Annotated in this window: 7 protein-coding genes; 1 reads left to right on the forward strand and 6 read right to left on the reverse strand. The window is 43.3% G+C overall.

Going from position 1 to position 14677, the window contains the following annotated elements:
- Nucleotides 1-213: 213 nt before the first annotated feature.
- From C825_RS10750 to C825_RS10775, 6 genes are all read right to left on the reverse strand, one after another.
- The gene (locus C825_RS10750) at nt 214-3594 is read right to left on the reverse strand and encodes a glycoside hydrolase family 2 TIM barrel-domain containing protein (protein ID WP_010802455.1); all 3381 of its coding nucleotides are present in this window, start codon (nt 3592-3594) and stop codon (nt 214-216) included.
- A gap of 97 nt (nt 3595-3691) precedes the next feature.
- Nucleotides 3692-4246 (reverse strand): DUF3332 domain-containing protein, encoded by a 555-nt coding sequence (locus C825_RS10755; RefSeq protein ID WP_010802456.1) that lies wholly within the window; start codon nt 4244-4246, stop codon nt 3692-3694.
- A 44-nt stretch (nt 4247-4290) separates the two neighbouring features.
- A complete protein-coding gene (locus C825_RS10760; protein ID WP_010802457.1) occupies nt 4291-5784 on the reverse strand; it encodes a TolB family protein in 1494 nt (497 codons plus the stop codon).
- A 6-nt stretch (nt 5785-5790) separates the two neighbouring features.
- On the reverse strand, nt 5791-7347 hold the full coding sequence (locus C825_RS10765) for a DUF6057 family protein (RefSeq protein WP_010802458.1): 1557 nt from the start codon (nt 7345-7347) through the stop codon (nt 5791-5793).
- A 78-nt stretch (nt 7348-7425) separates the two neighbouring features.
- Nucleotides 7426-9069 (reverse strand): RagB/SusD family nutrient uptake outer membrane protein, encoded by a 1644-nt coding sequence (locus C825_RS10770; RefSeq protein WP_010802459.1) that lies wholly within the window; start codon nt 9067-9069, stop codon nt 7426-7428.
- Between the two features lie 20 nt (nt 9070-9089).
- The gene (locus C825_RS10775) at nt 9090-12149 is read right to left on the reverse strand and encodes a SusC/RagA family TonB-linked outer membrane protein (RefSeq protein WP_010802460.1); all 3060 of its coding nucleotides are present in this window, start codon (nt 12147-12149) and stop codon (nt 9090-9092) included.
- A gap of 446 nt (nt 12150-12595) precedes the next feature.
- Here C825_RS10775 and C825_RS10780 point away from each other — a divergent pair, with 446 nt between their 5' ends.
- Entirely contained in the window at nt 12596-14542 is a 1947-nt protein-coding gene (locus C825_RS10780; RefSeq protein ID WP_010802461.1) for an ABC-F family ATP-binding cassette domain-containing protein, read from the forward strand.
- The last annotated feature ends 135 nt before the right edge of the window (nt 14543-14677 follow it).

Raw genomic sequence — 14677 nt, forward strand, 5'->3', positions numbered from 1 at the left:
GAGCTATCCTGTCCCCGTGCTTGACACGGGGCCGCAAGAGAACTGGCGGTATCAAAAGATATTATAGGATACGGTCTGTGCCTTTGCGATCCCGTGTCAAGCACGGGAACGGGATAACTCAATTATTTCTAAATTAGTTATACCGAATTCACATAATATAAAAAGGGAACCCTGAATGTACAGAGTCCCCTTTCTATCTTATGATTGCTTTATTTATTTGTAGCTATAGCCCGCTTTCTTTTGTGCGCTGCTGGCATTTTCTGCCGGGATTAAAGTGAAGCCCCACTTGTATTCCTTGTCAGCAGGTAATGTATATTCAGGTTCAGGACGTGAATACCAACTGTCGTAACCGGCCAGTCCCTGTTGTTTCAGGTCAACACATACTTCAACGAAGTTACGCGGGGTAATATCATTGATGTGTGTCTGGCGAGGTTTATCGTACGGACCGATGTTCGGACGGTTGTTGATTTCTTCCTGTGTGAAGTTGTTCCACTGGTACGGACGGTTGGTTGTCTTACCGGCATCGAAATCTTCCACGGAGTTACGCATGGCGTTGAATTCCATATCATCGTCAGCAACGATTAACAGGTTCTTGCCTTTACCGCCTAATGCGAGCCAGCGGGTATCGCAGTGGTGGCCGTTTTCCTGTGGACGAACATAGGGGAAGTATTGCTCTTCTGCCGTGCTCTTGTATTGCCCGATCATGTAACCGGCTTTACGGTCCCAATAATTTTCTACTGGTCCGCGACCGAAGTATTCCAGCTGGTCCATAGTTACCGGCAGACGGAAACGTACGCCGATACGGGGAACGACCATTTTGTCACGGTCGCTGACTTTGTCACGTCCGGGTGAGAACGTTGCTGTTGCAGTCGCTTCGGAGATTCCAATCTTTACGCCATCCAGATGAGCCGGGGTGAAGTGGGTAGCCACATTCATTACACCGTCGGGATAAATCTTATAAGTGATAAGGAATTCGTTACCGGCCGGTAATTTATATTCCACATTTACGATGGCATTTCCGTCGACGATTTCGGCAGCAGCCTTAGTCACGTTGAAGTTACGGCTTGACAGTTCCCATATTTCCAAACGTTTCGGGTTACCGCTTCCGTAGTCGTTGTCGTTAGGAGCACGCCAGAAGTTCGGCTGGATACCGAAACCTTCGTTGAAATATTCCGTGCCGCCCACCTTATAGGAACTAACAACGCCTGACTTCTTGTCGAACACGAAGTTTACCTTGGAAGAAGTTACTTTCACGTTATCACCCTCTTCTGATACGGCCAGTTTAGGACCACCTGCCTTATAAGCAACTTTATCGGCTTCTATCGGTAAGCGGAACTGGTCCTGGGCGATTTCGTAACCGGCAGGAATTACACCTTCCTGTTTATTAGAAGTAACAACGAAATTAACCAGATAATCGACGCCGGCCTGTGGTTTCAGACCTGCTACGGGAACAGTGATTTCCTGTGAAGCCTGCGGAGCCAGGTCAAGTGAAACTTTATCGCTCTTGATTACCTTGTTGTTCGCTTTTACAGTATATGTAATCGTATAATCCTTCAGGTTGGTGAAGTAGAAGCGGTTCGTGATTTTAAACACACCGTTAGCTACATCCACGGCATCGAAACCAACGTTCTGATGTGTAAATTTCACCTCTTTCATGGCCGGATGCGGAGTGCGGTCCGGATTTACGATACCGTTGCAAAGGAAATTACCGTCGCTAGGCATATTAACGCCGAAGTCGCCACCGTATGCATAATAGTTTTTGCCGTTTTCATCCTTAACAAGAAGTCCCTGGTCTACCCAGTCCCAAATCCAACCACCCTGGAGGTTCGGATATTTGTAGATAGCTTTCCACTGTCCCCAAAGGTTACCGGTCGAGTTACCCATGGCATGGGCATATTCAGAAGGAGCTATCGGACGGTCGCTACCTTCTTTTCCGATTTCTTCCAGCCATCCAGCACTCGGATACTGCGGTACATACATGTCGGTATTCCATTCCCAAAGAGCACGTTCGTAGTTGACCGGACGGTTCATTGCTCCTTTTTCCTTATTCTTTACATATAAATAAGTCTGGTAGAAGTTGTATCCGTTACCGGCTTCGTTACCCAAAGACCAGATAGTTACCGACGGATAGTTCTTGTTACGTTCGTACATATTCATCGTACGGTCCATGTGCGGCAACAACCATTCCGGATTGTTACCCAGCGAACCGCCTTTGCTCAGGCTGTAATACATACCGTGCGATTCCACGTTGGCTTCATCGTAGACATATAATCCGTATTCGTCGCAGAGTTCATAGAACCGACGGTCCTGCGGATAGTGGCACAAACGTACAGAGTTGATGTTGTTTTTCTTCATCAGTTCGAAGTCTTTACGCATCAGTTCTTCTGTCATATAGTGGCCTGTCAGTGGGTTATGTTCGTGGATATTCACCCCTTTGAACTTAATCGGCTGTCCGTTGAACAACAGTACGGTGTAAGGCTTTCCGTTACCGGCAATCTGGTCGATCGGTTTGATTTCGATGCGGCGGAAACCAACGTTCGAAGGAATGACTTCCGTTACTTTGCCGTCTTCCTTTACCGTCATCAACAGTTTGTAAAGATTCGGATGTTCAGCACTCCAGGTGGCGACATCGTTCAACTCTTTTTCAAAAGAAGCTGTCTTGATACTGTTGGCTCCGACCCATAACTTGTTGTCGGCGGTTGCAACAGTCTGTCCTTTTGCATCCAGCAGTTCGTAAGATACAGTAATGTCTTTTGCTGCTTTCGTATGGTTTTTGATGTCTACGGCCAGGTTGAAGATACCGTTTTTATAAGTATCGTCCAAGGTAGAGATTACGCGGAAATCGTTTACTGCAATCTTGGGTTGTGACCACAGGAATACATCACGTTCGATACCGCTGATGCGCCAGAAGTCCTGGCATTCCAGATATGAACCGGTGCTCCATCTGAATATCTTCAGGGTAAGAACATTCTTTCCCGGTTGCAGATAGTCGTTAATCAGGAACTCTGCCGGATTTTTAGAATCTTCGCTGTAACCGACTTCCTTGCCGTTCACATAAACGTAAAGACCTGATTTGGCACCTGCAATGTGCAGATACACATCACGTCCGTCCCAGTTTGCCGGGATTTCGAAGTCACGACGGTAAACGCCTACCGGAGTTGTTTCCGGCAATAGCGGAGGCTGCGGGTTACGGGGTTTGAACTCGTAGCCATGGTTTGTATAGATGGCTGTACCATGTCCCTGAAGTTCCCAGTTGCCCGGCACGGTAATATCATCCCAGGAAGAAGTGCTTGTTGAAGGATCTGTGATATTTGCCGGAAGATCTTTGTAGGAGTCTACAAAATAGAATTTCCAGGTTCCGTTCAGTAATGAATAGTAGGGACTCTTTTCAAAACGTGAAGTAAGGGCTGTCGAACGGTCGCCGTACGTCATAAATGAGCTGCGTGGCAGTTCTTTGTTTACGGCAACGACTTGAACGTCCTGCCAGTAAGGCTTCGTGTCCTGGGATGCAGTCGCATTATCAGCCAATGCAGTACCCAAAAGGAAGCAACCGAATGCTCCGGTGAGCATTGCTTTCTTAACTAAGTGTTTCATTTGTATTTATTTAGGTTGGTAGTATCTGATAAAAAATAGGAGGCTGGTAAGGTTATATACATACCAATTACCAGTCTCCCATTTTTAAAGTTGTTTTTTATTTAGCAGCGTAAAAAGAATAACCTTCAGCTACTTGACGGAATGCTAGAACACCTGCCTGATTCAATTCTACGTTCATTTCTTTACCATCCGGCAAATACATGACAACTTCGTCGTTTTCAGTAAACTTTAACAGCTTGGTTGCTTCGCCGTCGGCTTCAACACTCCAGCTCTTGTCTGCTTCGTTGAATACGAGATCGATGGCTTTTTCTTCGCCTTCTTTTTGGATGTGGTATCCGTCTTTTTGGGTTTCAACAGTGTATACACCGTCTTTTCCGTTGATTGTCTTTACGGTTCCTGCATCTGCTACAGGGTTGCTTCCGCTCCAAAATTCGATAGAGTTCAGCACCAGTACATCAGCGAGCGCTGAAATTTCATAAACAGGGACAATCCAGAAAGCGATAAATACCAGTTCGTTAACGAACTTGCTGTCGATATTGCTGTTCCAACTCAGAAGTTTGTTTGTCAAGCCGAATGGTCCGATGCAAGACGAAAATAGAACACTGCTGGCTAAGGTAGTAGCCACTAATAATGTTAAACTTTTTTTCCTCATGAATTATAAATTGTTAGTAGTTAATTTGGGGACGAAGATAACAATTATTTTCTATCCCAACTTACTGTTTCTTTATTATTTCGAGTTTGCCTGATCAGTTCGTTCCCGATTTTTACAGGTGTTGTGAGTAGTTCCGGCAAGTTGAATGTCTGGGTAAAGTAGAAATAAAAATCCGGGTCTTTTTGGGGTAGAACGAAAGGTTTGCCGGCTGTACCTTTTTGTCTGTCGAATTTAGCGATGTAAGGATGTGCCCATAATCCGTCCTGCCGTTTACTGCTGAAGACGAACCATTCTCCGGTTGAAGACCAAGTGTGAAAACTTTCGACATCGTTGCTGTTAACCTCTTCCATATTACGTATCTCGTTTGTTTCCATATTTAATAGGTATAGTTCGCTTTCAGGATGCCAGATAGAGAAATTACCATAATCCGAACAGGTGAACATCAGGTATTTTCCGTCTGGCGATATCCGGGGAAAGGAGACGCTTTTTCCTTTTTGGGAAGCTTCGTAGATACATTCCGGTGTTCCGAAACATTCTTTTCCGGCATCAAATGCTATTTTGAATAGGTCATAATGTATGCTGTCCAAAGGCGTTTTTTCATTGATTGCTTTGCTCCGGCAGAAGTAGAGCATTGTTCCGTCTGGACTCCAGGTAGGGAAAGTTTCCATCCATTCCTTTCCATAAATGGCGGGTGAGGATATTAGACGGTTTGTTTTCGTGTCCAATAAGAGCAGGTCGGATTCTGAATCAGATACTTCGACGGCTTTCGGGCCTGTCGAATGGAAATATTGTTGAATTTCATTAACTGAAAAAGCCAGATACCGTCCTTCCGGATGCCAGGCGGCATATGCTCCTCCGTTTTTCATCTCCGGAGATTTGACATCCAGCCTGTTGATTTTTCCCTGCCTGTAAACTAAAGTTCCTCCAACCTTTCCTCGTATATGTATCATCATAGTTTCCGGTGAATTTTTACAGAAGGTATGACAATTCAGGCAGTCTTTTTCAATGGATTGGTTTTCTATCAGCGGTATTTCCCGATAAGAGGTGAGGTCGCGCTGATAAATGCCCATTTGGTTCCATAATTCATATCCTGGATAGATTAGCCGGTAAACCAGATAGGGGTCTATAGGCGATTCGGAAATATAATTTGTTATATCGGGAAATTGTATCCATTTTCCGTTTTGGCGTACAAAGATGCGGATATAGAATGTCTCACCGGCTGTCTCTTTCAAAAGTTTACTCCAATTGTTTTCTGTGATGTTGACTGATGATTGTCTTGTTTTAGAAGTGAAGAATATCTTTTTTGAGTTACCTATTTCCGTGTAGAATTCATCCCCTTCTTCCATGATCCGAAAGTTGGGCGGAGCAATGTTGGAAGGAAATGTGACTCCTGTATAGTCCGGAAAAATAGTGAGCGGTTTATCGCTTTGCCCATCCGGAGTTATATGTGTTTGCCGGCATGCACACAACAAGGCCAGTATTGCCAGACAGGGCAGTATGCAGGAATGTATAAAAGATATAGAAGAAGTATGATTCATAAATTCTTATTTATCAATAATTTTATTACCGTAAGGACTCAGGAAGTGAAGGTAATACCAGAAGGTGTCCCCGAATTGTTCCTTGAGTTTTTTTAGTTCTTTGTGTTGATAGAGGATATAATAATTCCGAAACCTTTTTTCCGTTTCTTGGCTGATTGTGAAACCGAGTGCCTGGAATGTTTCATCATCTACTCCCAGTTTATAGGAATAGAGTGCTTCTTCGTATAGTCGGGGCAAGGAGGGGTAGGCGAAATTCCGGATTCTTCCTAAATTCTCGGCAAACCGTGTGATTTGGTTGCTAAGAATCAAATTGCTCATCAGGTACTCGAAGGCCATACGATTGGTAGAATCTCGGTCACATAAATAACTTAATTCCGGACCTAGATTCAGTATATTTGCAAAGCGTATCTTTTCGTTTGGGGCATACGGAAGAGCATTCGGCAGCGGATTTTGCTTTTCCCGTATCATTTTTTCATATTTCTCCGCTTCTTTTTGATAGAAAAGCGTTTGTTTCAAAATGTTGATAAAGCGTAATGCAATAGGGTAACGTCGGTTTGCTATATTATACCGAATCAGGTTGATGACGATTGGCGCCGTTTCTCCATATACGACCATTGCTTCGAATGCCCAGCGGTGAGCTTCGTTTATATAGCCCAGTTGTTCGTAAATATAATGTCCGTACCGGCTTCTCCTGGCTTCGCCTGTCCAGGGGAGGTACAGAGAGGCGACTCCTTTACTTTGGGGATATTTCAAGAGGTCGTAGGGCATACGTCCGGTATGAAAAAGAGCCATATTACGGAAATACTCCATCAGTTGGTTGTTACCGCGGAGTTTACCGGAGCAGATTAGCACTTTGTCCCATTCTTTATTTATTACATAAGTCTCGGCCTCAAGCAGTAACCGTTCTTTCATATTATAATGAATAACAAAAGAATAAAATGTACTTCCGGTATATAAACAGAGACAGATGGCTGAACAGTAGAAATATCTTTTTTTATTGGTAAGATAAGGTGTTAAATACCGCGCTGATAATCCCGTGACGAAGAGGATGGAGACAGACAGGAGAGGGGATGAATATCCCAGACAGAACCCTGTTATTAATAAAAAAGGAATTAAGGTATAGCAGAAATATTTTTTTCCGGAAAAAGAAAGAAGATATAATATAAGAAAAGAGCAAAAGAGATTTGAAGCATGGTAAAAGTTGAAATCAACAGACTCGAATTGAATGAGCAGATGGAGTGGCATCAATAAAGCTATATGCAGCGGGTCTTCTTTACCGGTAAGTTTCCGGCAGGTTAAGTAGGGAAGCAGATAAAGAGAAGACAATAACAATGAAAAAATAAGTTTACCGGCAAGGGGAAAATAAAAGAATTGGGTGATGAAATTTGAGATATACCGACCTGCACCACCGATTTCATAAATATACTTTTCCAGATAAGGACGGCTGAACAGAAATAGTTCCTGCTGTTCATGATAAGATATGACGTAAGCCATACTGTCGGAAAATAGAAACAGAAACAGTCCGGTCAGGCATAGGAATGGAATCCAATAGGTGTTTTTCATATTTTATGTTTCAGGAAAAGAGGAAGATGTATCAAAGACAGTCAGAGACATTTGATACATCTTCCCTTTTAGAGTTTGTTATTCATAACCGGCGTTTTGGGTCAATGCCGGATTCAGATCGATTTCGGATTGTGGAACCGGATATACATAATTATGATCGGAATAACGGCTACCTGTCAGTTTTATGTTTTCTCCCTGATAGAGAATACACTTTTTACCTCCGTCTTCGGCAGGAGCATTCGGATCGTCAACTAATTTGTATTTTAATCCCAGGAATGGAGCATTCAGTACATCTTTGGCTATGCCCCAACGACGAATATCCCATTGGCGTTTACCTCCTTCCAGTGCAAATTCAACACGCCATTCGTTACGGATACGCTGGCGCAGTTCATCCTGTGTTCCGCAATAGGTCGGTTTGCTCGCATCGTTTTTTTGCAATTCGGGAATGCCGGCACGACGACGTACACGGTTTACCGCTTCGAATGCTGAATCGTCCAGACCTGCTATTTCATTTTGGGCTTCTGCATAAGTTAATAAGACTTCGGCAAAACGGATTACATGCCAATCTTTTCCCATATCCCATCCTGTGGATTGAGGGTCTATATTGGGATCTAACCATTTTTGTTGATAATAACCGGTGGCTGTGGCATCGCCATGTTGTGCGATACCGGTGTTTCCACTTGATTTTAATGGTGCTACTTTAATAGTCGTTCCATACATTTCTTCGCCGTCATGCAATACACAGACCTCCAGACGCGGATCGCGGTTGGTAAATGGATCTGTTTCATCATATAAAGAAGATTTGTTGATCGGAGCACCGTCGATACATTCGAATGCGTCTACCAGGCTTTGTGTCGGATTGATACCTCCCCAACCTTTAGTAGGAAAACATTCCCATCCGATGATGTAGTTTGTGTTATCGGGAGCATTGAACTGGCGGATCAAAATGGCTTCACTACAAGCTTCTTGGCTTTCCCAGAACAATTCGGCATAACGGCCTGTACCTTCAGCATCGAACAGTTCGTATTGATTTGAGTCGATAACAGCTTTGGCCGCTTTTGCCGCAACTTCCCAATCGGCATAATACAGGGCGGCACGTGCTTTCATTGCATAGGCGGCACCTTTTGTGATTCGTCCGTATTTGTCAGAGGGCCACTGTACCGGAAGTTTTTCGATGGCGTAATCGAAATCTTCCATGACTTTTTTGTATACTTCTTCACGGGGAGTACGAGTAATACCTTCCATCTCGTCTAATGCAAGGCTCTTTTCTATATAAGGAACATCCCCGAATTGTTGGATCAACTCAAAATATAGGTAAGCGCGTAAAAAACGTGCTTCACCGATAGTCGCTTCTTTATCTGCAACAGGATAGTCTTCTATCATATCGATTTTTTCGAGCAAGATGTTACAGGCCCGGATAGATGAATAACTTCCGCTCCATCCAAATCCGGCCGGGTCGTAAATTCCTTTCGACACATCACCTGCCGCCCATTTGATTCCGTGTACTGCATTATCGGAGTTGATATCTCCGTCTATGTCTCCATTTGCGCTACCGGGTAATATACCATATATGTCTGCTACAAACATTTCTGCATCGGCCGGTTTTGTCCAGAAGCTACCGTCAGACAACTCTTCTTTCGGGTAACGATCCAGAAAATCGCTGCACGAACAAAAACATAATAATAAGGCCGATATGGCAACTGATAATATATTCTTTTTCATATTTGTTTAGTCATGAGAAATTAGAATGATACTTTTAAGCCTAATGATACTTTTTTTACGTTTCCGTAATAAGCTCCACGATTGGAAGCCGGAGCTTCGGGGTCAATGCCTTCCAGACCGCTGAAGGTCAGAAGGTTTTCACCGGAAATATATACTTTAACCTTGTCGATTCCTATTTTTTGAGTAAGGACAGACGGAATATTATATCCTAATGAAATATTTTTTAAACGAACATACGAAGCATCCTGCAACCAGAAGGAAGAGGTCGAGAAGTTTATCTGTGAATCTTTTGTGATACGCGGATAAGAAGCATTATGGTTTTCCGGAGTCCAGCGATCCAGATGACGTTCCAATACTTTGCCGCTATTGTAGAACGCGTAAGAAGATTCACCTGTATAATAACCATATACATCGAAGGCTCCTTGGAAGAAAGCTGAGAAGTCGAAATCTTTGTAATAAAGAGCGATGTTCAGACCACCTGTCCATGACGGTTTGTCTTTACCGATTACTTTACGGTCGTTTGCTGCATCGATTTTACCGTCATTATTCAAGTCGCGGTATTTGATATCACCTAACTGTTCTGTTCCGGTACGTTTTGCATCATTAGCTAATTCTTCTTCCGTGTTGAAATAACCGATAGCTTCGTACCCATAGAATGAACCTAAAGCATACCCTTCCAGATACCAGTATTTACTGTCGTCCGGATTTTCTCCTTCTGTTCCGCACATGTCTGTAATTTTATTCTTTACATAAGCTATATTCAGGTTGACTGCATAACTGAAATCTTTGTTGATGCGGTTGTTATGGAATAAACTCAGGTCGAACCCTGTATTTTGCATACTACCGGCATTTTGTGCAGGAGCGTCCATACCCAAAACACCCTGTACCGGTAAATACAACAACATATCTTTGGTTTTCTTTTTATAGACAGCTAATTCAAATCCTAAACGGTTATTCAGGAAACCTGCTTCAATAGCTCCTTCGTAGTTTGTTACGGTTGCCCATTTCAGTTGGGAGTTTACATAACGAGTCTCGTAGGCGGTAGAATAAAGAGAATTTCCGAACATATAGCTTCCATACGCATACGTTGCTATCGACGGATAGATATCGCTATCTGATAATTCTTCATTACCAGTTTGTCCCCAGCCTGCACGAATTTTTAAGTTGCTCAACCATTTGATATCGGCATCTTTTACAAAACTTTCTTCCGTGATACGCCAGCCGGCAGAAACAGAAGGGAAGTAACCCCAACGGGAATCTTTAGGGAAACGTGAAGAGGCATCCGCGCGTAAGTTCGCTTCAAATAAATATTTGTTGTTGAAATCATATTGAACGCGTCCGAAATAAGAACGGCGTGCAGTTTCGTGTCCTCCGTTCTTATTTGTCTGGGAAGACTTATCCAGCGTGTTTAGTGATTCGGTTAATTCATCGTTTCCACCGCCTTTGCGGGTAGCTTCGGTATATTTGTAATTGTAATAGATTTGTTCGAAACCGGCTAATGCGGTTAATGAATGTTTACCGAATGTTTTGTTGTAATTGGCCAGGACTTGTGTTGTATACCAGTTCCAGTCGTAATATTTTTGGTATCCTTCACGCAGACCGGAGTTAAATGTATTGTTTCCGGTTCCGTATTCCAACAGTTTTTTGAAACCTTCGTTGTTTCGGGTATCATTGCGGACAGAGAATAACGCTTTGACATTCAACTCCGGTAAAATATTGACTTTAGCATAGGCTGTCGCATTAAGCTGCTGGTCGACCTGTCGTGTGAAACCTGTATTGTTGAGGTGGGCAACCGGATTGTTCAGACCGCTGTAATAGAAGCTGCCGTCGTCATTGTATACAGGGTAAATAGGAGCCAGTCGGTTACAATATTGGCGTAGTGAAGCATAACCTTCCCAGCCGTCGTTTTTAGTTCCTCTGTAACCGGAAACATTTAATCCGGCAGTCAACCATTTATTAATGTCACTGTCCACGCTGATACGTCCGTTGAAACGGTCGTATTTATTGACGTCGATCAAACCATCCTGGCGTGTATAACCGATAGAGGCATTGTAACTGGTTTTTTCCGAACCTCCATTGATAGACAGGTTATGGTATGTTTCCAGTGCATTCTTTTTGAATGTTTCATCATACCAGTCTGTGTCGGGGAGTGTTCCGTTTCGATAGTTTTGAATGTCTTCTTCTGTGTAAGGGAGGATGGCATTAGGATTTTCATTTTTTACAGCTTCATTGTATAACATGGCATAATCTCCGGCACCCAGGAATTTTAATAATGCAACCGGTGATGACCAGGCAACGGAACCTGAATAGTTAATGCGGGCTTTGTCACCTTTTTTACCTTTTTTAGTGGTAATCAAAATAACACCATTAGCAGCTTGCACACCGTAAATGGCAGAAGAAGCGGCATCTTTCAATACGGTAAGACTCTCGATGTCCTGCGGGTCGATCGTATTCATACTGCCGGGTACACCATCAACAATTACCAGCGGGCTACCGCCGTTGATAGAGTTTGTTCCACGAATCGTAATACTTGCGGTTTGCGATCCAGGGGCACCGGAACTTTGTATTGCCGTTACACCTGGAATTTGTCCGGCTAAAGCTGCCGAAACACTTGCTACACTACGCGATTCAATCGCTTCTGCCGAGATGTGAGCCACAGAACCTGTCAGATTGGCTTTTTTCTGTACGCCATAGCCTACAACAACTACTTCGTCCAGCGCTTGTGTGTCTTCTTGTAGTGTGATTTTTCCTTTCGCTGCATCAGAGGCTTTAATTTCTAATGACTTAAATCCGATACTACTAATGACTAGAATGTCATTTGGAGCGGCTTCTAAAGTGAATTTGCCATCCAAATCCGTAACAGTACCGTTGGTTGTTCCTTTCACAACAACGTTAGCACCAATTAGTGGTTCATTTAATCCACCGTCAAAGACTACTCCGTTTATGGCTTTTTTCTGTTGGGTAATAGTTACTTCTGTTGTTGTGGCATACAAAGAAGAAGTGGTTACTGAAACAGGAAAAGCAAGTGCGATTAGAAGCAAAGGGAGTTTGTTTTGCTTGAAAATAGACCTGTAGTTCATGTGTTTTTTTATTGATAATTAATACTAGTTTTGAAGTTATCATAGTTCTAGCAGAACTTAGTCGTTTCTATTATAACTAATTATTAATATATCAGTCGTTTATGGCAAAATTGGTGACGGATAGAAAAAAGCATGTTAACTTAATTGCGTAATTAATAATTAACATATTCAACTTAAGTTCTTGTTGATCGTAATTAATTTTAATATATTTAGGCATTGATAATAAAAAATATACTATATTTGCGGTGTCGTTATAAATTAGTTCTGCTAGAACTTAGTCGTTTCTATTTTTAATCCTCCGAGTATTTTTCCTGATATTACTAATTATTTTTTTTCTACCGATAAGGTACTGTCCGGTTTTGTGACATATATTATGATACTGCATTCTGCTAATTTGGAGTGGTAGGCGATTTTTGTGTACTTTTGCAGCCATAAAAGAAATAGATATGATTTCGGTTGAAGGACTAACAGTTGAATTTGGCGGATTTACGCTTTTTGATGATGTTTCGTTTGTGGTAAACAAGAAGGATCGTATCGCACTGGTCGGTAAGAACGGGGCGGGAAAATCTACGATGTTGAAGATATTTGCAGGTTTGCAGTCTCCGACATCCGGTACGGTGAGTATTCCCAAAGAGACGACGATCGGCTATCTGCCGCAACAGATGCAGCTGACCGATAGCCGTACTGTTCGTGAAGAGGCGGAACAGGCTTTCGGTCATATCCAGGAAATGGAAAAGGAGATCGAACGGCTGAATCTGGAACTAGCTGAACGGACCGACTACGAAACGGAATCGTATCAGAAGCTGATAGATAAGGTAACACATCTTTCCGAACATTTCCAGCTGATGGGGGGAAGCAACTACCATGCAGAACTGGAACGTACTTTGATCGGTCTGGGATTTAACCGCAGTGATTTTGAACGTCCGACTTCCGAGTTCAGCGGTGGCTGGCGTATGCGTATCGAGTTGGCAAAGTTATTACTTCGCCGTCCGGACGTGTTGTTGCTCGATGAGCCGACCAACCACCTGGATATCGAATCTATCCAATGGTTAGAGAATTTCATTGCGACCCGTGCCAATGCTGTGATCCTGGTTTCGCATGACCGTGCTTTTATTGATAACACCACGTCCCGTACGATCGAGATCGAGTTGGGAAGCATATACGATTATAAAGTAAAGTATTCCGAATACGTTGAGCTTCGTAAGGAACGCCGCGAACAACAACTCCGTGCCTTCGAAAACCAGCAGAAGAAGCTGGCTGATACCGAAGCATTCATCGAACGGTTCCGTTATAAAGCGACCAAATCCGTTCAGGTGCAGTCACGCATCAAACAGTTGGAAAAGGTAGAGCGTATCGAAGTGGATGAGGTAGATACAGCCATGCTGAGCCTGAAATTTCCTCCGGCTCCCCGTTCCGGTTCTTACCCTGTGATTATGGAGAATGTGGCTAAACGTTATGGGGATCATCTGATCTTCAAGGATGTCACATTGACCATCAACAGAGGGGACAAGGTCGCTTTCGTCGGAAAGAACGGTGAAGGTAAATCGACGCTGGTCAAATGTATCATGGAACAGATCGACTATGAAGGAAAACTGCAATTGGGGCATAACGTGAAGATCGGTTATTTTGCCCAGAATCAGGCGCAGTTGCTGGATGATAACCTGACGGTCTTTGATACGATCGATTATGTAGCGCAGGGTGATATACGAACCAAGATCCGCGATATCCTCGGTGCCTTTATGTTTGGTGGCGAAGCATCCGAGAAGAAGGTGAAAGTCCTGTCGGGAGGAGAAAGAAGCCGTCTGGCGATGATCCGCCTGTTGCTGGAGCCGGTCAACCTGCTGATCCTCGATGAGCCGACCAACCATTTGGATATGCGTTCGAAGGATGTCCTGAAAGATGCGTTGCGTGAGTTTGACGGTACCGTGATTGTCGTTTCCCATGACCGTGAATTTCTGGATGGTCTGGTAGATAAGGTATATGAATTCGGAAACCAGCGTGTCGTAGAACATCTGGGAGGAATCTATGAATTCCTGGAAAAAAAGAAGATGGATAGTTTGCGTGAACTGGAACGTTCCACACAGGCAGCTTCTTTGGTTGCGGATACGGATGTTCAGCCTACACAAAACAAACTTTCTTACGAAGCACGTAAAGAACAAAGCAAAGCGATTAAGAAAGTAGAAAAAGCCGTTGCCGAGGCGGAAAATAAAATAACGGAACTGGAAAACTCCATAGCCGCCATTGAAGCCAGACTGGCAACTCCCGAAGGGGCTTCTGATACCTCTTTATATAATGATTATTCATCATTGAAAAAAGAGTTGTCCGACACAATGGACACATGGACGGAGTTGACCATGGAATTAGAAGAATTGAATGAGAAAGCGTCCCGGTGATCCGGTGGCGCTTTTTTTGAAATATATTGATTAAAGAAGGATTGCATTAAATAAAAAGTATTTACTTTTGCCAATCGATAGACTCCGGTTTATCATACCATGAGATTGAACTAATTGATAAATAACAACGCCTAA

This window comes from Parabacteroides sp. ASF519 (assembly GCF_000364265.2).
GTDB classification, from domain to species: Bacteria; Bacteroidota; Bacteroidia; order Bacteroidales; family Tannerellaceae; genus Parabacteroides; species Parabacteroides goldsteinii.

What these genes read in the sequence shown, in the direction of transcription:
- C825_RS10750 (WP_010802455.1), bottom strand. Translation starts at nt 3,594, where the DNA reads ATGAAACACTTAGTTAAGAAAGCAATGCTCACCGGAGCATTCGGTTGC.
- C825_RS10775 (WP_010802460.1), bottom strand. Translation starts at nt 12,149, where the DNA reads ATGAACTACAGGTCTATTTTCAAGCAAAACAAACTCCCTTTGCTTCTA.
- C825_RS10760 (WP_010802457.1), bottom strand. Translation starts at nt 5,784, where the DNA reads ATGAATCATACTTCTTCTATATCTTTTATACATTCCTGCATACTGCCC.
- C825_RS10765 (WP_010802458.1), bottom strand. Translation starts at nt 7,347, where the DNA reads ATGAAAAACACCTATTGGATTCCATTCCTATGCCTGACCGGACTGTTT.
- C825_RS10770 (WP_010802459.1), bottom strand. Translation starts at nt 9,069, where the DNA reads ATGAAAAAGAATATATTATCAGTTGCCATATCGGCCTTATTATTATGT.
- C825_RS10755 (WP_010802456.1), bottom strand. Translation starts at nt 4,246, where the DNA reads ATGAGGAAAAAAAGTTTAACATTATTAGTGGCTACTACCTTAGCCAGC.
- C825_RS10780 (WP_010802461.1), top strand. Translation starts at nt 12,596, where the DNA reads ATGATTTCGGTTGAAGGACTAACAGTTGAATTTGGCGGATTTACGCTT.